Source organism: Klebsiella sp. Sb-30, assembly GCF_057652795.1.
The window spans coordinates 4,687,759-4,710,289 of sequence record NZ_CM172749.1 but is presented as its reverse complement, the minus strand read 5'-3'; the positions used below and the strand labels follow the sequence as shown (position 1 = coordinate 4,710,289).

General features: G+C 55.9%; 16 protein-coding genes and 2 rRNA genes. 4 read left to right on the top strand and 14 right to left on the bottom strand.

All coding sequences use genetic code 11. The annotated features are described in order from the left end of the window. Positions 1 to 15: 15 nt before the first annotated feature. The 3 genes from AC236I_RS22040 (at position 16) to AC236I_RS22030 (ending at position 4,253) form a co-directional block, all read left to right on the top strand. Positions 16 to 2,921 (top strand): 23S ribosomal RNA (locus AC236I_RS22040). Positions 2,922 to 3,014: 93 nt separating this feature from the next. Continuing rightward, positions 3,015 to 3,130 (top strand): 5S ribosomal RNA (gene rrf / locus AC236I_RS22035). A gap of 805 nt (positions 3,131 to 3,935) precedes the next feature. Next, a complete protein-coding gene (locus AC236I_RS22030; protein ID WP_004857445.1) occupies positions 3,936 to 4,253 on the top strand; it encodes a hypothetical protein in 318 nt (105 codons plus the stop codon). 54 nt (positions 4,254 to 4,307) lie between these two features. Here the strand turns inward: AC236I_RS22030 and AC236I_RS22025 are convergent, their stop codons facing one another. From AC236I_RS22025 to AC236I_RS22015, 3 genes are read right to left on the bottom strand one after another with little or no spacing between them, the layout of a single operon-like run. After that, positions 4,308 to 5,432, bottom strand: a complete 1,125-nt coding sequence (locus AC236I_RS22025) for an ABC transporter permease (protein ID WP_004857446.1) — start codon at positions 5,430 to 5,432, stop codon at positions 4,308 to 4,310. Continuing rightward, positions 5,432 to 8,173: a ribosome-associated ATPase/putative transporter RbbA gene (gene rbbA / locus AC236I_RS22020; RefSeq protein ID WP_064359621.1), complete on the bottom strand. Its 2,742-nt coding sequence runs from the start codon at positions 8,171 to 8,173 to the stop codon at positions 5,432 to 5,434. Before rbbA ends, AC236I_RS22025 begins: the two co-directional genes overlap by 1 nt. Then, positions 8,170 to 9,237, bottom strand: coding sequence for an HlyD family secretion protein (locus AC236I_RS22015; RefSeq protein WP_004857450.1), 1,068 nt, complete (start codon positions 9,235 to 9,237; stop codon positions 8,170 to 8,172). Before AC236I_RS22015 ends, rbbA begins: the two co-directional genes overlap by 4 nt. Positions 9,238 to 9,652: 415 nt before the next feature. On the opposite strand from AC236I_RS22015, the gene AC236I_RS22010 reads away from it, so the two are divergent. Beyond that, on the top strand, positions 9,653 to 11,062 hold the full coding sequence (locus tag AC236I_RS22010; protein ID WP_015585235.1) for a diguanylate cyclase: 1,410 nt from the start codon (positions 9,653 to 9,655) through the stop codon (positions 11,060 to 11,062). 19 nt (positions 11,063 to 11,081) lie between these two features. Here the strand turns inward: AC236I_RS22010 and trpS are convergent, their stop codons facing one another. The 11 genes from trpS to cutC form a co-directional block, all read right to left on the bottom strand. Next, positions 11,082 to 12,089: a tryptophan--tRNA ligase gene (trpS, locus tag AC236I_RS22005; protein WP_004857455.1), complete on the bottom strand. Its 1,008-nt coding sequence runs from the start codon at positions 12,087 to 12,089 to the stop codon at positions 11,082 to 11,084. Between the two features lie 202 nt (positions 12,090 to 12,291). Continuing rightward, positions 12,292 to 13,548 (bottom strand): tryptophan permease, encoded by a 1,257-nt coding sequence (gene mtr, locus AC236I_RS22000; protein WP_487608636.1) that lies wholly within the window; start codon positions 13,546 to 13,548, stop codon positions 12,292 to 12,294. A gap of 139 nt (positions 13,549 to 13,687) precedes the next feature. Next, positions 13,688 to 15,076, bottom strand: a complete 1,389-nt coding sequence (tnaA, locus tag AC236I_RS21995; protein ID WP_004857462.1) for a tryptophanase — start codon at positions 15,074 to 15,076, stop codon at positions 13,688 to 13,690. A gap of 124 nt (positions 15,077 to 15,200) precedes the next feature. Then, a complete protein-coding gene (gene tnaC / locus AC236I_RS21990) occupies positions 15,201 to 15,296 on the bottom strand; it encodes a tryptophanase leader peptide (protein WP_004098218.1) in 96 nt (31 codons plus the stop codon). A 249-nt stretch (positions 15,297 to 15,545) separates the two neighbouring features. Next, positions 15,546 to 15,875 (bottom strand): DMT family transporter, encoded by a 330-nt coding sequence (locus AC236I_RS21985; RefSeq protein ID WP_004857466.1) that lies wholly within the window; start codon positions 15,873 to 15,875, stop codon positions 15,546 to 15,548. A 17-nt stretch (positions 15,876 to 15,892) separates the two neighbouring features. Next, entirely contained in the window at positions 15,893 to 16,312 is a 420-nt protein-coding gene (locus AC236I_RS21980) for a DMT family transporter (RefSeq protein ID WP_004857468.1), read from the bottom strand. A gap of 14 nt (positions 16,313 to 16,326) precedes the next feature. Beyond that, a complete protein-coding gene (locus AC236I_RS21975; protein ID WP_487608635.1) occupies positions 16,327 to 17,019 on the bottom strand; it encodes a hypothetical protein in 693 nt (230 codons plus the stop codon). Positions 17,020 to 17,031: 12 nt separating this feature from the next. Beyond that, positions 17,032 to 17,652 carry a phosphate propanoyltransferase gene (locus AC236I_RS21970; RefSeq protein ID WP_032716498.1) on the bottom strand — a complete coding sequence of 207 codons (621 nt, stop codon included), beginning with the start codon at positions 17,650 to 17,652 and terminating at the stop codon, positions 17,032 to 17,034. After that, entirely contained in the window at positions 17,649 to 18,089 is a 441-nt protein-coding gene (locus tag AC236I_RS21965; protein WP_487608634.1) for a BMC domain-containing protein, read from the bottom strand. Before AC236I_RS21965 ends, AC236I_RS21970 begins: the two co-directional genes overlap by 4 nt. Before the next feature lie 12 nt (positions 18,090 to 18,101). Further along, positions 18,102 to 19,049, bottom strand: a complete 948-nt coding sequence (gene cutD, locus AC236I_RS21960; RefSeq protein WP_004857478.1) for a choline TMA-lyase-activating enzyme — start codon at positions 19,047 to 19,049, stop codon at positions 18,102 to 18,104. A gap of 54 nt (positions 19,050 to 19,103) precedes the next feature. Next, positions 19,104 to 22,496: a choline trimethylamine-lyase gene (gene cutC / locus AC236I_RS21955; RefSeq protein WP_431684660.1), complete on the bottom strand. Its 3,393-nt coding sequence runs from the start codon at positions 22,494 to 22,496 to the stop codon at positions 19,104 to 19,106. Positions 22,497 to 22,531 lie beyond the last annotated feature (35 nt).

Genomic DNA, 22,531 nt, shown 5'->3' with positions numbered 1-22,531 from the left:
AGTTTCGGGTTGTGAGGTTAAGCGACTAAGCGTACACGGTGGATGCCCTGGCAGTCAGAGGCGATGAAGGACGTGCTAATCTGCGATAAGCGTCGGTAAGGTGATATGAACCGTTATAACCGGCGATTTCCGAATGGGGAAACCCAGTGCAATTCGTTGCACTATCGTTAAGTGAATACATAGCTTAACGAAGCGAACCGGGGGAACTGAAACATCTAAGTACCCCGAGGAAAAGAAATCAACCGAGATTCCCCCAGTAGCGGCGAGCGAACGGGGAGCAGCCCAGAGTCTGAATCAGCGCGTGTGTTAGTGGAACGGTCTGGAAAGTCCGGCGGTACAGGGTGATAGCCCCGTACACTAAAATGCACACGTTGTGAACTCGAAGAGTAGGGCGGGACACGTGGTATCCTGTCTGAATATGGGGGGACCATCCTCCAAGGCTAAATACTCCTGACTGACCGATAGTGAACCAGTACCGTGAGGGAAAGGCGAAAAGAACCCCGGCGAGGGGAGTGAAAAAGAACCTGAAACCGTGTACGTACAAGCAGTGGGAGCCTCTTTATGGGGTGACTGCGTACCTTTTGTATAATGGGTCAGCGACTTATATTCTGTAGCAAGGTTAACCGTATAGGGGAGCCGCAGGGAAACCGAGTCTTAACTGGGCGTTAAGTTGCAGGGTATAGACCCGAAACCCGGTGATCTAGCCATGGGCAGGTTGAAGGTTGGGTAACACTAACTGGAGGACCGAACCGACTAATGTTGAAAAATTAGCGGATGACTTGTGGCTGGGGGTGAAAGGCCAATCAAACCGGGAGATAGCTGGTTCTCCCCGAAAGCTATTTAGGTAGCGCCTCGTGAACTCATCTTCGGGGGTAGAGCACTGTTTCGGCTAGGGGGTCATCCCGACTTACCAACCCGATGCAAACTACGAATACCGAAGAATGTTATCACGGGAGACACACGGCGGGTGCTAACGTCCGTCGTGAAGAGGGAAACAACCCAGACCGCCAGCTAAGGTCCCAAAGTCATGGTTAAGTGGGAAACGATGTGGGAAGGCACAGACAGCCAGGATGTTGGCTTAGAAGCAGCCATCATTTAAAGAAAGCGTAATAGCTCACTGGTCGAGTCGGCCTGCGCGGAAGATGTAACGGGGCTAAACCATGCACCGAAGCTGCGGCAGCGACACTATGTGTTGTTGGGTAGGGGAGCGTTCTGTAAGCCGTTGAAGGTGGCCTGTGAGGGTTGCTGGAGGTATCAGAAGTGCGAATGCTGACATAAGTAACGATAAAGCGGGTGAAAAGCCCGCTCGCCGGAAGACCAAGGGTTCCTGTCCAACGTTAATCGGGGCAGGGTGAGTCGACCCCTAAGGCGAGGCCGAAAGGCGTAGTCGATGGGAAACAGGTTAATATTCCTGTACTCGGTGTTACTGCGAAGGGGGGACGGAGAAGGCTATGTTAGCCGGGCGACGGTTGTCCCGGTTTAAGCATGTAGGCGGGAAGTTTAGGTAAATCCGGACTTCTTTTAACGCTGAGGTGTGATGACGAGGTACTACGGTGCTGAAGTAACAAATGCCCTGCTTCCAGGAAAAGCCTCTAAGCATCAGGTAACAACGAATCGTACCCCAAACCGACACAGGTGGTCAGGTAGAGAATACCAAGGCGCTTGAGAGAACTCGGGTGAAGGAACTAGGCAAAATGGTGCCGTAACTTCGGGAGAAGGCACGCTGATGGTAAGTGAAGCGACTTGCTCGTGGAGCTGAAATCAGTCGAAGATACCAGCTGGCTGCAACTGTTTATTAAAAACACAGCACTGTGCAAACACGAAAGTGGACGTATACGGTGTGACGCCTGCCCGGTGCCGGAAGGTTAATTGATGGGGTTATCCGTAAGGAGAAGCTCTTGATCGAAGCCCCGGTAAACGGCGGCCGTAACTATAACGGTCCTAAGGTAGCGAAATTCCTTGTCGGGTAAGTTCCGACCTGCACGAATGGCGTAATGATGGCCAGGCTGTCTCCACCCGAGACTCAGTGAAATTGAACTCGCTGTGAAGATGCAGTGTACCCGCGGCAAGACGGAAAGACCCCGTGAACCTTTACTATAGCTTGACACTGAACATTGAGCCTTGATGTGTAGGATAGGTGGGAGGCTTTGAAGTGTGGACGCCAGTCTGCATGGAGCCAACCTTGAAATACCACCCTTTAATGTTTGATGTTCTAACGTAGACCCCTAATCGGGGTTGCGGACAGTGTCTGGTGGGTAGTTTGACTGGGGCGGTCTCCTCCCAAAGAGTAACGGAGGAGCACGAAGGTTAGCTAATCCTGGTCGGACATCAGGAGGTTAGTGCAATGGCATAAGCTAGCTTGACTGCGAGCGTGACGGCGCGAGCAGGTGCGAAAGCAGGTCATAGTGATCCGGTGGTTCTGAATGGAAGGGCCATCGCTCAACGGATAAAAGGTACTCCGGGGATAACAGGCTGATACCGCCCAAGAGTTCATATCGACGGCGGTGTTTGGCACCTCGATGTCGGCTCATCACATCCTGGGGCTGAAGTAGGTCCCAAGGGTATGGCTGTTCGCCATTTAAAGTGGTACGCGAGCTGGGTTTAGAACGTCGTGAGACAGTTCGGTCCCTATCTGCCGTGGGCGCTGGAGAATTGAGGGGGGCTGCTCCTAGTACGAGAGGACCGGAGTGGACGCATCACTGGTGTTCGGGTTGTCATGCCAATGGCATTGCCCGGTAGCTAAATGCGGAAAAGATAAGTGCTGAAAGCATCTAAGCACGAAACTTGCCCCGAGATGAGTTCTCCCTGACCCTTTAAGGGTCCTGAAGGAACGTTGAAGACGACGACGTTGATAGGTCGGGTGTGTAAGCGTAGCGATACGTTGAGCTAACCGATACTAATGAACCGTGAGGCTTAACCTTACAACGCCGAAGCTGTTTTGGCGAAGAGACGAAATGTTCAGCTTGATTACAGATTAAATCATCGCGCAGGAATGCGGGGTGAAACAGAATTTGCCTGGCGGCGATAGCGCGGTGGTCCCACCTGACCCCATGCCGAACTCAGAAGTGAAACGCCGTAGCGCCGATGGTAGTGTGGGGTCTCCCCATGTGAGAGTAGGGAACTGCCAGGCATCAAATAGAACAAAAGGCTCAGTCGAAAGACTGGGCCTTTTGTTTTATCTGTTGTTTGTCGGAGAGTGACTCTTTGAGCAGGACAAATCCGCCGGGAGCGGATTTGAACGTTGCGAAGCAACGGCCCGAAGGGTGGCGGGCAGGAAAGCCCGCCATAAACGGCCAGGCACCAAATCAGTCAGAAGCCCGTCCTCACCGACGGGCTTTTTGCGTTTTTGTCGGTACACAATCTGGCCTGACAGACAGGTGCGATCGGGCATCCCGGACAGATGTCACGCGTAACCCCCCTTCAGGATGGTGAAACAGGCGTCATACCTCACTCAGGCACTGCGCAACGAGAGATTCACTGCAACGCTCATCTTTTATTCTGCGAAAATACTGCTTTTCATCTCTCGTGGTGCAGAATATATCCCGCTTCTCTTTATGACGCTTTATTTATTAATATTAAATATTATTTCCTGAGTTTTGTTATTGTCGTAATAAATAAAGCCAAAAATCCATATTTATATTTAAAAGTATTTGATTGATTTATATTTTTAATTTTAATCATTATTTATCAATATATTAAAATAGTTTGTTTGTATTTAACGACATGTGCTGTTGTAACTGGACTTTCGAGGGAAAATGTTTTAGTGTCATTAACAGTTTGTTAACTCGATCGAGTTCGTGTCACTGTAATATCGATATAATGTAGCGCGTACGATCAGTATTAATGCTATCCCGATGTCGCTGAGATCCTCCTCTACTCCACGCAGTCTCATGGGTGTGGCATCAATGTTATCGAGCGACACGATGAGAATATAAATGAAGATCCTTTTAAAATGGTCGCCTTTGCGACGGTTCATCCGTTACCTGCAGGAACGCTTCACCTTTTTGGTTCTGCTGTGCTGGCCGGCGATTATCTGGGTTGCTTGCCGGGTGTGCGTCTGGGCCGTTGACAGCGCAATGCTGCTGATGGGGAAACCGGTAAGCGAATCCTTTACCGTCTACCTGCAGCCGCTGATGACGTTCAGCGCGTTAGTGCGTATTTCGCTGAGCTGGGTGGTTCTGCTCTTTATCCTGTTCAGCATGGCGATGGGTTTTACCTGGCTGCTACGTCGCGTGATAAACCGCAAGCACTAACCTCGTCCCTTATCGCCGGTGGCCGTCACCTGACGTACGGCCACCGCGCATCACTCATGCCATTGTGCCAATCGTTTTACGAAAACGTAGCAGTGCAATAGTAAAGAACACGCCGCCGATGGCCATCAGGGTTAAAAACTGCGGCCAGACGATAGCAAAGTCAGCTCCCCGATACAGAATCGCCTGCGCCAGGCTGACAAAATGCGTGGTCGGCATGGTTAACATAATATCCTGCACCGCCTGCGGCATGCTTTCCCGCGGGGTCGACCCACCAGACAGCATCTGCAGCGGCAGCAGCACCAGAATCATCAGCAGCCCCAGCTGCGGCATCGAGCGAGCCAGCGTTCCCATAAAGATACCGATTGAGGTGGTGGCAAACAGGCTCAGGGCCACGCCCAGCATAAACAGCGGGATGGAGCCTTCAATCGGCACCTGTAGCACCCCCTGGACCATGAGCAGCAGCGACAGCCCGGAAACAACCAGGACCACCAGTCCCATCGACCAGATTTTTGCCAGCATAATTTCGAATGGCGTGACCGGCATGACCAGCAGGTGTTCGATTGTCCCGTGCTCGCGCTCGCGGATCAGCGCCGAGCCGGTCAGCACGATGGCCAGCAGGGTGATGTTATTGATGATGGCCATGACCGCGCCAAAACGCTCCTGTTCGAGATTGGGGTTAAAGCGCATGCGCACCGCCAGCTCGACCGGCAGGGTATCATTACCCCGGTAGCGAGCCACGAAGCTGTTCACCTCCCCGCTAATGATATTCTGGATATAGCCATTGCCGGTAAACGCCTGACTCATACGCGTGGCATCGACGTTCACCTGAATTTCCGGCTGCCGTCCGGCGAGCACATCACGCTGAAAGTTGGGCGGAATATTAATGGCAAAAGTATAGTTCCCGGCATCCAGCCCGGCATCCATCTCATCTTCATTGATCAGCTCAGGCGGTAAAAACCACGGCCGATAAAAGCCGTTGATAATACGCGAAGAGAGCTGCGATTTATCCATATCGGCAATCGCGACAGGCGCCAGATGCAGCGATCCCGGCATCACGGTCGCTGAGGAATAAACCGATACGGTAAAGGCGAACAGGATTAAGGTCAGCATCGCCTTATCGCCGAGCAGGCTGCGCAGCTCTTTGACGCCGAGATTATAAATATTGCGTAATCCGCGCATCATCCCTCCTGTTTTTTCAGCAGCCACACGCTGAGGCCGAGCACCAGCGGGATGGCAATCAGCAGCGGTATAAAGGACGCCCACAGATCGGTCAGGCTCAGGGCTTTTGAGAATGTGCCGCGGGCAATGGTCAGGAAGTGGCTGGTCGGGTAAATCTGCCCAATCCAGCGCCCTGGCCCCTCCAGCGAAGCGACCGGGTCAATCATGCCGGAAAACTGCGTGGCCGGTATCAGCGTAATAATGGCGGTGCCGAAGATGGCCGCAATCTGGCTTTTCATAAAGGTCGAGATCAGCAGCCCCAACCCGGTGGCGATGGTGACATAGAGCAGCGCCGCCAGCGTCAGGGTCAGAAAACTGCCCTTATGCGCCACGCCAAACACCACGACTGACAGCGCGCACAGCAGGAGGAAGTTAAACATACCCAGCGCGATATACGGCAGCTGCTTGCCCAGTAAAAACTCGCTGCGGGTCGTCGGCGTGACGTACAGATTGATGATTGAACCAAGCTCTTTTTCACGGACCACGCTCAGCGCGCTGAGCATCGCTGGGATCATCATCAACAGCAGCGGGATCACCGCCGGAACAATGGCCGGCAGGCTTTTCACGTCCGGGTTATAGCGATAGCGCGTCTCAATGGATATCAGCGACGTATCGCGACCGGGCGTCGCCTGCCGTCCGGCCATCTCCTGCAGCCAGGCCAGATGCATCGCCTGGACGTAGCCGCGTACCGTCTCAGCCCGGTTAGGCATCGCGCCGTCCACCCAGACGCCAATTTTTACCGGCGTACCGCGGGCAATATTGCGGCCGAAATCAGGTGGAATTTCAATGGCGACGGCCAGTTCGCCGTTGCGCATCCGCCTGTCCAGTTGGTCATAGCTCTGCAGCGGCGGTTGCTCAATGAAGTAGCGCGAACCGGCGATATTCTGCGACCAGCCCTGACTGCTGAGAGTCTGGTCGCGATCGAGGACCGCGAAGCGCAGATCTTCCACATCCATGCTAATGCCATATCCCATGATGAACATCAGAATCACGGTACCCAGCAGCGCCAGAGTCGAACGTACCGGATCGCGCCGCAGCTCCAGCGCTTCACGTCGGCTGTAGCTAAACAGTCGCCGCAGGCTGAACGCCTGGCGCGGGGCCGTCGTTCCGGCGGGAGAGCTAACCGGCGGGGCGGGCGGTATTTGTTCGACGGGCCGCTGGGCATCCTGCAGCCAGGCGATAAACGCCTCTTCAAGGTTCGCCGCGCCGCGCTGCGCAACCAGCGCCTGCGGCGTGTCGCTGGCCAGTACCTTCCCGGCGTGCATTAGCGAAATGCGATCGCAGCGCTCGGCTTCATTCATAAAGTGGGTCGAGATAAAAATCGTTACCCGATCCTGACGGGCGAGATCGACCATCAGCTGCCAGAACATATCCCTGGCGACCGGATCGACGCCGGAAGTCGGTTCATCAAGGATCAGCATTTCCGGACGATGGATCACCGCCACGGCAAGCGAAAGGCGCTGACGAATGCCTAACGGCAGAGAGGCGGGCAGCGCATCTTCGACCTCCGTTAACATAAAACGCTGGCTCATTTCCGCCACCCGAGCGGGGATCTCGGCATCCGGAATGTGAAATAAACGGGCGTGCAGTTCGAGGTTCTGCCTGACGGTCAATTCGCTGTAGAGGGAGAACGCCTGCGACATATAGCCGACGCGGCGACGGGTTTCGATATCCCTGGGATTGACCGGCTGACCAAATAGCCAGGCTTCGCCTTCGCTGGCGGGCAGCAGGCCGGTCAGCATTTTCATGGTGGTTGATTTACCGCAACCGTTCGAACCGAGGAAACCAAAAATCTCGCCGCGCGCGATGCGGAAGTTCACGTGATCGACCGCCACGAAGTTGCCGAAGCGCATGGTCAGGCCGCGGGCTTCAATCGCGATGTCATTTTCCTGGGCGTTACGCGGCGCAATGATCACCTCTTTATGCGCCTTGCGCTGGGCTTCCGGCAGCAGGGCGATAAACGCCTGCTCCAGGGTCTGACTGTGGGTTTGCGCTTTAAGTTCTTCGGCACTGCCGGTTGCCAGTACTTCCCCCGCGTTCATGGCTACCAGCCAGTCGAAGCGTTCCGCCTCTTCCATATAGGCCGTAGCGACCAGTACGCTCATCTCCGGCTGGCGCTGGCGGATGCTGTTAATCAGCTCCCAGAACTGGGCGCGAGAAAGCGGGTCAACGCCGGTCGTCGGTTCATCAAGGATCAACAGCTGCGGATCATGGATCAGCGCGCAGCACAGGCCGAGCTTCTGCTTCATCCCGCCGGATAATTTCCCGGCAGGGCGATCGCGGAAAGGGGCCAGTCCGGTGCTGCGCAGGAGTTCATCGATGCGGTTCTCGCGTTCGGCTTTGTCATGACCAAACAGACGGGCAAAGAAATCGACGTTTTCATATACCGACAGGGTGTGATAGAGGTTTTTGCCCAGCCCCTGCGGCATCCAGGCGATTTTGGGGCAAACATCCCGGCGGTGACGCGCATCGCGCATATCGCCACCGAGCACCATCACGTTACCCTGTTCAATGACCCGCGCACCGGAAATCAGCGACAGTAAGCTGGATTTACCGACGCCATCAGGGCCGATCAGACCGACCATCTGACGAGCGGGGATGCTTAGCGTGATATCCCGCAGCGCGACGGTGGCACCAAAGCGCTGGCCGACGTGTTCCAGCAGGGCGACCGGTGGGTGAGTATCCTGCTGAACGCCTCTCATTGCGGTAACCTCACCGTGAGCGTATCGGGCCACGCCCGCTGGCTATCCAGGCGAACATACGCCATGCCGGGCAGACCGGTTTTCACATACTCCAGGTGCTGCTCCAGCAGCTCCGGCGGGATGCGGGCCTTCACGCGGAACATCAGCTTCAGGCGTTCATCGCTGGTTTCTACCGTCTTTGGCGTAAACTGCGCGACGCTGGCGACAAAGCTGATATGAGCAGGCACCACCAGGCCCGGGGCCGCGTCGAGCACGATGCGTGCTTCGCTACCCAGTGCCAGCAAGCCTGCCTGCTCGGTAGGCAGGAAGAAGGTCATATAGACATCGGAGAGGTCAACCATATTCAGTACCCGACCGCCGGCGGCCAGCACTTCGCCCGGTTCGGCGACGCGATACTGAATGCGGCCGTCGCGTGGCGCTTTGAGTTCACTATCGTCAATATCGGCAAGGATGCGCCGTTCGGTTGCCTGAGCGGCATCAACGCGGGTCTGGGCCTGAATAATGCTGGTACGGGCGGCTTCAATTGCCGCTTTTGCCGCTGAGACCTGGGCTCTGGCGGATTCGAGCGCTGCCCGGGCGCTTTCCGCTGCCGCCCGATCGTCGTCAAGCTGCTGGGCTGACACCGCGCCGCGCTGCGACAGCGCGCTGGAGCGCACGTGGCGTTTCGCGGTGGAGTTCAGCTCCGCCTGCCGCTGCTTCACCACCGCTTCGGTGGCGCGCATTTCGCTTTGTCGCTGATCGAGCAGCGCTTTGGCGGCGGCGACCGCGCTTTGCGCCTCTTTAATCTGGGCGGCCGCTTCGAGGCGCTGTTCGTTCAGCACCCGAATATCCATCCGCGCCAGCACCTCGCCCTTGTGAACAAACTGCCCCTCTTTGACCAGAATGGCGTCGATGCGTCCGGCAGTTTTGGTGGCGATATCCACCTCAGTGGCTTCTATTCTGCCGTTGCTGCTGGCAAAGCCCTGCGGAAGTCCCGGCGGACGTAATGCCCACCATATCAGGGCGGCGATAACCGCCAGCAGGCCGATAAGGCACCAGGCCCAGTGCTGTTTGATTTTGTCCATACGCTACTCGCTCTGTTCCATATTGCTGAGTGATGCGCGTCTCTTCCCTCCGTTGTACGGAGCGTTATCCCTTTGTAAGGCAGAGGTGGGGAGGGGCAAGGCCGACCGGCACGCACGTCCAGCTGCGCGACTACCCGGTGAAATAGATGTGCTACGAATGTGGTCATCATCAGCAATCCTGGCCTTAAATGAAACACGCATAAATATAGCTACTGTCTATGGGATACTAGCATTTACCGTGAGTATGTCCATACGATAAACATGGGTTATTGATGTCGCAGCGCCAATCGCCGCAAACGGTCGGACAGGAGAGGGGAAAGCCCGGCTGCTGCATTTTTAATCTGGTTGACCTGGGCGAACTGTTGTATGATTTGCGGCCTTGAAAATAGACCTATGTCGGCGAGTGCTTTATTTCATGAGCGATGAAAGCAAAAAATATATCTCAGTTATTTTTAAGGAGTGGTTGCCGTTGTATGACGGCCTGAAGCCGGAAGTGAAGGCGATTCTTAAAAATATTGCCGCTGAGCAGTCTGAAGCTCTGGCCGCTCGTTTTTATGACTTCATTTTTCAGGATCCCGATATCGCCCGCCACCTGACTTACGATCTGGTTCAGGAACGTCTTAGCCGTTCACTGGCCGTGTGGGTCAACGACATTTTGACCAGCGAGAAAGATCAGCTGCAGGCACTGGCAGAAAGGCAATATCATATCGGCAGTATTCATGCGCGCATCGGCATCCCCGCTGAGGCCGTACTGCGCGGCGCACGCCAGCTTAAGGCCGGGCTGATTGAATATGTGCGGGATAACGATAAGATTGACCACCAGACCGGCCTTGCGACCATCCACTACGCGGTGATGGCGATTAATATGGCGATCGAGATGATGTGCCATGCCTACACCTTATCGCACTATCGGGCGACGAAAAATGAAGAAGCCTATCGTCTGTATAGCCTGATGGATAATGTGCCAATGGAATATGGCAAACAGCAGGCCTCGCTCTCCGGCTGGGAAAATAGCGCGATTTTTAATATTGTCAGTGAAAATAAGAACGATATTAACGGGACGTTATTATCTGAATCTGAGTTTGGCCTGTGGTTCCGTCATAAATGCGTGCGTTATTTTAACAAGAACGCGCAGATGGAAGAGATCGCCGACTTGATTACGCAGGTAGACAATTTGATCATCGGCTGGAAATCCTCAGACAGCGGCGCTGAATATAAAAATACGCAAACTTTGCTCCAGAGCATCCACATCCTTTGCCAGAAAATCAGCAGCCAGCTCGGGGTCATCTTCAGCAGTCTGTCGCAGATGCAGAACGGTAAAGACTCCCTGACCAGCCTGCTCAACCGCCGCTATCTGCCGGTCGTCCTCAAGCATGAGGTCACGCTCGCCATGGAGCATGAACTGCCGATGACGGTGGCGATTGTCGATATCGATCATTTTAAAGAGATTAATGATAACTGGGGTCATATGGTGGGCGACCGGGCAATCAAGCACGTTGCCGATCTGCTCAGCAATAACATCCGCTCCAGCGATTATATCTTTCGCTACGGCGGCGAAGAGTTTCTGCTGGTTCTGGTGGAAACCGGCGCGGCCGAGGCTTTTGCGCTCCTTGAGCGCTTACGTAAAAGCATCAGCCAGCTCCCGTTTAATGTCGGCGGCGAGACGAATATCGCCATTACCACCAGCGCCGGCTTCGCCGTGCATACCGGCCATCCGGACTATAATCGGCTGCTGCGCGACGCTGACAGTGCGCTGTACGTGGCCAAGCGCAGCGGACGCGACTGCGTGAAGATGCACCAGGTTGAGCAGGACCCGCAGCATTAAAGCGTCACCCCCCCGGCGCTCAGAACAGAACCGGCAATCCTAATCCGCGCATTACCTCATGCAACGTTTGCTGCGTGAGGCGATGCGCCCGCTCGCTCCCCTGACGCAGCAGCTCCAGCAACATTCCTTTATCCGCAATATACGTTGCCCGGCGTTGGCGAATGGGCGCCAGCAGCGTCTGCAGACACTCCTCCAGCGCGTTTTTGCACTGTCGGTCACCCAGCCCGCCGCGTTGATAATGCGCCTTCATCTCGGTGACAAAGGCAGGATTGGGATGGAAAGCATCAAGGTAAGTAAAGACAACATTGCCTTCGATTCGGCCTGGATCGCTGACCCGCAGATGGGTCGGGTCGGTATACATGGCGCCGACCGCACGATGAATCTGCTCTTCACTGGCCGAGAGCGTGAGCGTATTGCCCAGCGATTTTGACATCTTGGCGCCGCCGTCAATGCCCGGCAGGCGGCTGACATCGCTGAGCAGCGCCCGGCAGTGCTGCAGTACCGGCGTCGTGGTCAGGCTATTCATTTTGTGGACGATCTCATTGGTCTGTTCGATCATCGGCAGCTGATCGTCGCCAACCGGTACCAGACCGGCCTTAAACGCGGTGATATCGGCCGCCTGACTAATGGGATAGGCCAGAAAACCGACCGGTAGTGAACGGGAGAATCCCTTCTGGGCGATTTCACTTTTGACCGTCGGGTTACGCTCGACGCGGGCGACGGTGACGATATTCATATACAGCGCGCTCAGTTCCGCCAGGGCAGGCAGCGCTGATTGCAGGCAAATCGTGGTTTTGTGCGGATCGATACCTACCGCCAGATAATCGGCCATCACTTCAAAGATATTGCTGCTGATTTTCTGCGGGTCGCTGCCGTTATCGGTTAATCCCTGCAGATCGGCGATCAGGATAAACTGTTGATGATCGTGCTGCAGCTGTACGCGCTGGCGGAGCGATCCCACGTAGTGGCCGAGATGCAGCTGGCCGGTGGGGCGATCGCCGGTAAGAATGGTCGGGTTGGTATTCATCAGAGACTCCTTACGATGCTGTTAAGCCGAAAGACGTCGCTGAGAAACGATAAAGCCGCCTTCCGGCGGCTTTAAAATGGATATGTGAATCGTGCCGCCTGTTATGCAGGCAGCCACCAACGATATGGGCGGACAATGACGACGATTCTGTTCATCGGACTATCCTGCCACGAAACGCGGCGGCAGTGAAAGCGGTTTTTAGTTAGCGATACACCGGCAGCAGGTTAAAGCTGGATAAAATATGAATGATCGCGTTGGCGCCACCGAAACATAAAATCAGGATAATCATGGCATTGCCGCCCCAGACCCGATAGGCAGGGCTACCAAAACGCCTGCGCGAGGCGCGCGCCAGCAGGGCGGGAACAATAGCGGCCCAGACGGTGGCGGCGAGACCGGCGAAACCGATGGCATAGATAAAACCGTTGGGCCACAGCAGCCCGCCGACAATGGGCGGCAGGAAGGTGACCAGCGCGGTTTTAAAGCGCCCCTGACGGCTATCGTCGAACTTAAACAGATCCGCCAGATAATCAAACAGGCCGAGCGTGACGCCAAGGAACGAACTGGCGACGGCGAAGTTGGAAAAGACGGTTAGCAGTAAATCCAGGCTTGAACTGTTCAGCAGGCCGCTTAGCGTCTGCACCAGCACGTCGATATTGCCGCCTTTCCCGGCGATATCGATAAACGCCGGACGCGGAATATTGCCCATCGTACCGACCAGCCAGATAATATACAGCACCAGTGCCATCAGCGTGCCGAGCAGCAGGCAGCGGCGAATGATCTGCGGGTCTTTACCGTAGTACTTCATCAGGCTGGGGACATTGCCGTGATAGCCAAAGGACGCCAGACAGAACGGCAGCGTCATCAGCACGTAGGGCAGATACGACGCATTCGCTTCCGCGCGATTGAACAGAATCGCGGGCTCCACGTGCCACATCAGACCGCCAAAGGTCATAAAGAAGGTGAGAATTTTGGCGCCTAGTACGATGGTGGTCATCCGGCTGACCGCTTTAGTGCTCAGCCAGACGATAAAGGCGACGACCAGCGCGAACGCCAGGCCGCCTGAGCGCGCGGGAACCGCGAGATGCATTTGCGCAAAAGTATGCTGAATAACCGAACCGCTGGCGGATATATAGGCATAGGTTAAAATATATAATACGAAGGCCACGGTCAGGCCGTTAATAATATTCCAGCCGGTGCCCAGTAAATCTTTCGTAATAGTGTCGAAGCTGGCGCCAATATGATAATTCAGATTCGCCTCGAGGATCATTAACCCCGAATGCAACATACAAAACCAGGTAAATACCAACGCCAGCAGAGACCAGAAAAACCAGGCGCCGGACATGACCACTGGTAATGAGAACATGCCTGCGCCAATAATAGTGCCGCCGATAATCATCGCCCCGCCAATAAGCGATGGCGTATTTTTTGAGACCGCTTTTGTGACCGATAATGTAGCCATAAGGTTATTCCTCACGTGGCTATATATTAAGTAACAGGTTGCGGGAAAACGGCTACCGAGACGCAACCCGAGCGATTGAGCTTATTTTTCTGTATGCGAAATTAAAGGCGCTCCCGTTGCGAGAGCGCCCGGGGTTGGGTTATTTCACCGGTTTCAGTCTGGCGACGAAGTGGCGTAATACCGGCGGCTCATAGGTAAAGGTCAGGCCCTTAATCGTGGCGGCGCGGGCCTTAACGGCAATCAGCGCATCAGCGATATAGTCCATATGATCGTTAGTATAAACGCGGCGCGGAATGGTCAGGCGCAGCAGCTCCATCGGCGAGGCCTTCTGCTTGCCGGTTTCCGGGTCGCGGCCGAGCAGCAGGGAGCCGATTTCCACGCTGCGGATACCCGCCTCCAGATACAGCTCGTTGTTTAACGCGTGCGCCGGGAACTGCTCCGCCGGGATATGCGGCAGCAGCAGTTTCGCATCAACGAATACCGCATGACCGCCGGTCGGATATTGAATCGGAATGCCGCCTTCGCGCAGGCGTTCGCCAAGGTATTCCACCTGATTGATACGATAAGCGAGGTAATCCTCGTTGGTACCTTCTTCCAGACCAATAGCCAGCGCCTCCATATCGCGTCCCGCCAGACCACCGTAGGTGACAAAGCCTTCCATCGGTACGCAGCGAATACGCACTTCGTTGAATAGCTCTTCGTCATCGCGGAAACAGCACAGGCCGCCGATATTCACCATCGGGTCTTTCTTGGCAGACATGGTCAGCATATCGCCGTACTGGTACATCTCGAGAATAATCTCTTTCACCGATTTATCGGCGTAACCCTCTTCGCGCTGTTTGATAAACCAGGCGTTTTCGCAGAAGCGGGCGGAGTCGATCACCACCGGAATATTATTCTGGCGGGCAATCTGATATACCTCGCGCATATTCGCCAGCGATACCGGCTGGCCGCCAGAGCTGTTACAGGTGACGGTGGTAATGATGGCCGCCACATTTTCTGCGCCATGTTCGGCGATAGTCGCTTTCAGCAAATCAATGTCGAAATTGCCCTTCCAGTCGTACCACGACGTGGTGTCGAAGGCTTTTGGCGTCACTACGTTAATCGCTTTCGCGCCGTTGAGTTCGACGTGGGCGGCGGTGGTATCGAAATGGAAGTTAGAAATAAACACCGGATGCGCCGACTTGCGGCGGGCAATCAGGCTCGGGAACAGAATCTGCTCTGCGCCGCGCCCCTGGTGGGTCGGAATGGTGTACGGATAGCCGATAATCTCTTTTACCTTCTCGCACAGGTGCTGATAGTTACGCGACCCGGCGTAAGCCTCATCGCCCATCATCAGCCCGGCCCACTGATGGTCGCTCATCGCGCCGGTGCCGGAGTCGGTCAGCAGGTCGATATAAACGTCCTGACTATTGAGCAAAAACGGGTTATAGCCTGCTTCTGCCAGGGCTTTGACGCGATCGTCAAAGGTGGTCATGCGAATGTTTTCGACCATTTTAATGCGGAACGGCTCAGGGATGCGTTTCATTTATTTTCTCCATGGGAATGCTGTGCCGCGTTTGGCTATTTGGCGACAAATAACAGGCGCAACAAATAGCGACTAAACGCAGTGCTAAATTAATTTTATTTAGAGGGTAAACAGCAGCGGAGAATTAACGAGGGAAGTCGTTGGAGATACGGTGATCCAAATTATACCAGTCGTCCAGGCCGCCCTGGGCAATGAGGCGATAAATCGATTTTTGCGTCATTACATCGTCCTCTGTAGGTGAAGGGATGTGATAAAAATAAGGCAAAATGAGAAAATAACTACGATTAAAATCACAAAAAGTTATTTATGGCTAAACGGAGCAGCAAAATTTGACGTTGGTCGTGTTTTTAGCGTTATTGATTATTTGATTAGCAGGCGATGGTTTTTTGTTTTTTTTATTGCGGCAATAACATGTCATTGAGTGCGGTTTTTGCGCCCTCATCGAACTCAATGAAGGCGCAGGCGAAACTTACATGCTGGAGAAGACGTTCATGATGATGCCGCCGGAAATAATCAGCACCATGGCGAGGATCGCCGGCAGATCCGGTTTTTGCTTGTAGAGGATCATCGAGCAGATGGTGACGCCGACGATGCCAAAGCCGCACCATAGCGAGTAGGCGACGCCCACCGGAATCGTGCTCATCGCGCGAGTGAGGGCGAAGTAGCACAGGCCGTAGGCGCAGACCACCAGTACCGACGGCGCCAGTTTACTAAAGCCGTTGGTCTTTTTGATCATCGAGGTACCGGTGATTTCGGAGCCGATAGACAGCGCCAACCATAAAAATCCGAGATTAAACATATGCGATTCCTTTTTCGTTAGTTGGCGACTTTTTTGTCCAGGGATGAGGGTGAAGCAACCGGTTTAACTGGCGTATCTTCGCTCTCTTCGCTACCCATTTTGGAAAACAGATTCATGATAACGATGCCGCTGGCGATAACGGCCATGCCGATAATCGCCGCGGTGTCCGGATGCTGACCGTAAAATGCCATCCCCAGCGTCGAAACCACCAGAATCCCGGTACCGGACCAGGTGGCGTACGCCAGGCCAACGGGAATATCTTTCACCGCGCGGGAAAGGGAGTAGTAGCAGGTGCAGTACAGCAGCACCAGCAGCCCGAGCAGCAGCATTTTGGTGGTCCCTTCGCTGCTACCGAACATTTTCAGGGTGGAAGTGGCCGAGGTTTCCGAAAGGATAACCAACAGCATCCATAGCCAACATTTTGTTTTTGAAGACATAATAAACTCCGGATCTATTTATTAAGGTAGGGTTCTTTTTTTCTGTTTTTCAAAAAATCGATAGCGGCATCGGTTAACTGCGCTGCGGGGGCACAGGCCAGCGCCGGATTATTCACGATGTCTGTGACAGTGAGATAACGCCGCGCGCCGGCGGTCGGTGCCTGAGCGGGCGCCTCCGTTCCTGCTGCCAGCTTCGCCAGTAGCTCATTCATGGTGCACAGCGTGACACCGCATGCCGTCAGCCGCGTCAACGTGGACTGCATATGTCCGGCGTAGGGCGTCGTGCTATCTGCTCCGCGCAGCTGGTTTAACTCGCTGGCCGGATCGCAGTGATAGCGCAGCGCCAGTACCGGCGTGCCGGTAAGCAGAGCAGCATGCAATCGTCTGGCTTGCGGGTTTTGCAAGGTGCCGTTAACCAGATCGGCCGCCAGCGGATAGTCGAGAAACGGCACAACTACGGCCCGCCAGGCTGTCGACGGCAGCGCTTCCTGCCAGGCGTTGGACGGCAGCGTTTCACCGACCGCCTGCCACAGCGCGGCATCCGTCACACTTTCGTCCAGCGCCAGCTGCAGACGCTGTCCGCATCCCGCCAGACGGCTGCGGATGGCCTGGCGATAGCCCGCGGCCGGACCAACCATCACCAGCACCGGCGGCCGCAGACGCTGGATAATGCGTTCCACCAGGTATTCCATCTGTTCGTCGGTCATGGCTGGCCTCCGTTAAGCGATGAGCGTGACCTGCGCGCCGTTTTTCAGTCCGGCGGCGTTGGCTTCTTCGGTATCAATATGAAACTCCAGCGCGAAGTCATCGCGCACCCGCACCACCACTTCGTCGAAGGTCAGCTGGCGTTCGCCGTTGCTGCGGACGCTCACCTTCTGGCCATTGGCGACATTCAACTGCTGCGCATCCTGCGGCGACATATGGATATGCCGCCAGGCGCAGATCACCTGAGAGCGCAGTTCGACGTGGCCGGCCGGGCCGATCAGCAGCGCGTTACCCGCGTTCTCCAGCTGGCCAGATTCGCGAACCGGCGCTTTGATGCCGAGGGTAAAGCAGTCGGCGCGGGAGATTTCCAGTTGAGTCACCGGGCGGGTTGGCCCGAGGACGCGAACCTGAGCGAGCGAGCCCTTCGGGCCGACGACGGTCACGCACTCCTGGGCGGCAAACTGCCCCGGCTGGCGCAGGGGTTTAAACGGCGTCAGCGTATAACCCTGGCCAAACAGCGCCTCGACATCCTGCTGAGACAGATGAACGTGACGGTTAGAGATACCGACCGGGATATCGGGCGCGCAGCGCGTCAGTCGGGCGGTGATTTTTTCATGTAGCAGGGTGTCGATCATGCCTTCTTCCCTTTCTTCATCGCGGCATTTTTATCTTCCGGCTCCCCCGGCGCTGGCGGGGAAGGCGGCGTCTGCGGCTCGACTTTTTCCATCGCTGCCGGCACTGCGTTTTTCAGGTCCTCGTTTTTCATGTCGGCGTGGTTCGCGACCGGTTTTGCCTCCGGGCGGCCTTTCAGATGACTCAGCGCCGCCACCACGCAGGGTTCCGGACGGGCGATGACCAGCGACTTGACGTGCTGCGCAGCGCCCGCCACCTCGACGCCGCGCTCAATGGCGGTGTGGATGGCGCTGATCTCGCCTTCGAAGCAGACGCTGACCAGCCCCGATCCGATTTTGCGATAGCCAATGCAGGTCACGCCTGCGGCTTTACAGGCGGCGTCTACGGCCTGAATGGCGGTGACCAGCCCTCGCGTTTCAATTACGCCTAAACTTTTCATTGTCGGCTCCTGTTAATGGCGGACTAAGCGAATATCAAAATCAAACTGCGTGAAGAACGTCTCCAGCTGGTTCAGCTCTTCGGACGAATAAGACGGGTCCTGGGTAATGGGGTAGGGCATATCCAGGCGCTCGTATTTTTTGCGGCCCAGCTGGTGGTACGGCAGCATGTCGATGCGGCGGATATTTCCGCGCTTCGCCAGTTTCTGCACGTAATCAATAGCCCCGGTAATGGCATCAAATGAGTCGTTATATCCACGCACCAGCGGCATGCGAATAATCACGTTAGCGCCGGAGTCCACCAGCCATTCCAGATTGCGGCGAATACCTTCATTGCCGATGCCAAATAACGCTTTATGGTGTTCGCTGTTTATTTGCTTAATATCGAATAAGAAGGTGTCGGTCACCGGCGCCAGCTTTTGATAATTGGCCAGCGGGGTCGTGCCCTGGGTTTCGATGGCGGTATTGAGCATCATCTTTTTGCATTCGCTGAACAGCGCCACGGCAAAATCGGTTTGCAGGCTCATTTCACCGCCGCCGATGGTCACGCCGCCGCCGGAAGCAATGTAGAAGTCATAATCTTGCATGATGATGTCCATCAGCTCGCTGACGGTGACGTCTTTACCCATAATATCCAGCGCGTTCTGGGTACAAATTTCTTCGCATTTGCGGCAGCCAATACAGTCTTTATTACGGTCGACAAAATGCTTCATCTCGCCGTTTTCTTCTGCCCGATAGTGAATGCCGGCCGGGCAGACATTGACGCAGTCGCCGCAGTTAATGCATTTGTCGTGCGAGAACATGACCTGGAACTGGCTATTCAGCCCCTCCGGGTTAGCGCACCATGGGCAGCGTATATTGCAGCCTTTGAAAAAAACCAGCGTGCGAATGCCATCGCCGTCGTAGATCGAATATTTCTGAATATTGAATATTCGTCCGGTTAATTCTTGTTTTGCGCTCACACATACCTCCAGTAAAACGATCGGGACATCCGTGTCCAAAAACGTCCGTGTTTATCAGAACTTCTCAATCACCGTACGGCTGATGATTTCGTCCTGTACCTCTTTGCACAGCTCAACGAAGTAGGCGCTGTAGCCGGCGACGCGGACGATCAGGTCGCGATATTTTTCCGGCTCCTGCTGGGCTTTTTTCAGCACTTCGTTATCGACGTAGCTGAACTGCATCTGACCGTTGCCGAGAATCGATGCCGTGCGCAGCAGGGTAATCAGGCCATGGCGACCCTCAGGTGTGTCCAGCAACCCTTTGAGGAACTTGAAGTTATGCACCATGCCGATATTCATGGTCTCCACGTTCATCTTGCTGACTGACTTGATGATGGCGGTTGGACCCTGCTTATCCGCCCCCTGCGTCGGGCTGATACCATCGGAAAGCGGCATCCATGCCAGACGGCCGTTCGGCGTGGCGTTGGTCAGCTCGCCAATCGGCGTGTTGTTGGAGATAGAGAGGGTGCCGTGGCTCAGCGTGGAGTAGAGCATTTTGTACTTGCGGCACTCGCGCTCGGTCCACTCGGTAATATCCAGCGCGTACTGGTCAACGTAGTTATCGTCGTTACCGTATTTCGGCGCGTTCAGGCAGTCGCGGCGCAGGGCCTCAAAGCCTTCAAAGTTCGCCAGCATCGCATCGCGCATCTGTTCGAGGGTGTACTTCTTATCTTCGAACACCAGCTTACGAATCGCCGCCATCGAATCGACGTAGGTCGCCAGACCGGAGAAGATCAGCCCCGGGCCGTGGTTGATCATCGCGCCGCCGGCGGCGACGTCTTTGCCGCTCTCCATGCAGCCTTCCACCAGCAGCGACATCAGCGGTTTCGGCGCCACGTCGCGGTGCACGCGCTGGCTGATCACCGTGCCAATTGCCGACAGACGGACGATATGGGCAATCTGCTGTTTCACCGCCGCGTCAAACTCTTCGAAGGTGCGCAGCTCACGCAGGTCGCCGGTATCCAGCCCCTGATAGCTATCAAACAGCACCATCCGGCCGCGGTTTAAGACGAACTCGATGGCGATAGGCCACTGGGTGTAGCCGGTGGAGGTCCACTGATAGATGCGGCCGGATTTCTGCGGTTCGACGCAGCCCATCAGGCAGTAGTCGCGGGCATCTTCGAAATCGAAGCCCTTACGCAGCATCATCTTGATATGGGAGTCATCGAAGTGGCAGGCCGGGAAGCCCATCCCCGCCTTGACGACGTCGACGATTTTTTCCATGTACTTCTGCGGCGACTGGTTGTGAATACGGCAGGCCAACGACGGCTGGTAAACCTTCACAAAGCGCACGGCATCCATAATCAGATAGGTCAGGTCGTTACAGGCATCGCCGCCGGAGCGTTTCTGACCGCCAACGGTCAGGTTGATAAACGGCTGATAACCGGCGAAGTATTTCGCCCCCAGCTCGCTCGACATCCACATCAGCTCGGCGCATTTGATGATAAACGCCTGCAGCAGCTCCAGCGCAGCTTCGTGAGTCAGGCGGCCTTCGCGAATATCGGCTTCAAACATCGGGTAGCAGTACTGGTCCACGCGGCCCAGCGACAGGCCGGTCTGGTTCTCTTCAATTTCAAACAGCGACTCCACGGTCCAGATACTTTGCAGCGCTTCCTGCAGAGTCTTCGGCGGGTTCGCCGGGACGTTCTGGTTCACTTCGGCAATGGTCAGCAGCTCGGCGCAACGCTGGGCGTTTTGCTCAATAGCGGCCAGCTCACGGGCGCGCGCGGCGATGCGATGCGCATAGTTAATCACCCCTTCGCAGGTTTCAATCGCCGCCTTGTAGTAGTAGATGCGGTCGATATCTTCCGGGTTTTCCATGCTCAGGCTGGCAAGATGCGCCTCCGCGTCGGCTTTAATGCCGTTCATCCCTTTGCTGAACAGCAGCACGTCATAGCCCGGGCAGGTATCGCCGCCGCCGTTGATCTGATGGTAGGAGAGGTCGCTGACGAAGGTTTCGCCGCTGAACGCCCACACGCCCGCTTCGCGGTACTGGGCTTCACAGATCTCATCCAGCGAGCGGCCTTCCCAGAACGGAACGATCTCTTCGCGGATGGTTTTCTTATCTTCTTCGCTGATCTCAAACGGATCCTGCGGTCGGGTACTCATGGTATCGAGTTCGTCGCGCACCCAGCGCCAGGCGATATCCGGCGAGAAGGCCCCGGCGCGCGGCTTGCCGCACGGATGGCCGACGATCAGCTCATCGTCCTGAATCAGGATCGGCGCGGTTTCGCAGGCGTGACGGAAAGCTTTGGCGCGCAGCAGAATGGTCGGCATACCCGGATTTGCTTTCACCACCTCGGTAAAGGCCAGCGCGCGATAGATAGAGACGCTCGGGCGTACCGTCAGGTAGTGGTTGCGCAGGCGCTGCATGCGCGGAGTCAGCCCTTCTGCTGTTGTCGTTTCGCTACAGGCGGCAAACGGCGCGGCGGAGACCTTTTGTTCGCCGTGGAACAGACGCACCGGCAGATTGAGCGCGCTCAGATTCCGCTGTGCGCAGAGGAACAGCGCGGAAAGTTCGTTGATGATTGTGCTGGGGTCATCGAGGCTGGCGCCGTGGCGCAGGGCGTCGAACATCGGGTAGCCGTCGATGGCGCAGGCGGCGCGGACTTCGCTCAGCTGTGCCAGTTTGAACCACAGGCACTCAACGATTTCATAGGCCCGTTGCGGCGTCAGGGTGCCGTTGGCGATGTCGCGCTGATACCACGGCAGCAGAGCCTTATCGGCACCTTCCGGGTTTACCGCATAGCTGCCGTTGTCCAGCTGCAGCGCCAGCTGAAACAGATAAAATGCCTGGCAGGCCTCTTTGAAGTTACGTGCCGGGTGGGCCGGAACGTGATGCAGAATCGCCGCGCTCTCCAGCAGCTCGGCCTGGCGGTACGGGTTGCTTTCCGCCGCCGCGAGCGTTTCGGCGCTGGTGGCCAGATTCTGCGCCAGGGCGAGGAGGGCGTCGCAGGCGTAAATGGCGGCCCGGCAGCCGTTGACTTCATCCATACCGCTGCGGCTGACGGCGCTACCCAGGCTGCGGGTTTTCTCTTCCAGCTGGTGTTTAATCGCCAGCGCGCCTTTTTCAACAATCAGCCGGTAATCCGGGGAGTCCAGGTCGCTGCTGAGATTCAGGAAACGGAACGCCGACGGACGCTGCGCGGCGCTTTCATCGTGAAAAATTGCCCCGTGCGGTTTGCGGGTCTGGTCGCCGACAATGAGCTCATCGGGGCTGATGCACAGCGGCAGCTGGCGCATCAACTCATAGAAACGACGCGCCGGCTTGACGGCGGCGGGAATGCCCGCGATATCGCCATCAAGGGCGTTCAACGTGGCGGCATGCTCGGTGCACAGGGTGCTTTTATGTGAGAGTAAACGTTCAGCCAGCACGTGGACGCGCGGCGTTAAGCTGTAGTGTGCCATGTAGTATTCTCCAGATGTTCTGTTCCGCGGCTGAT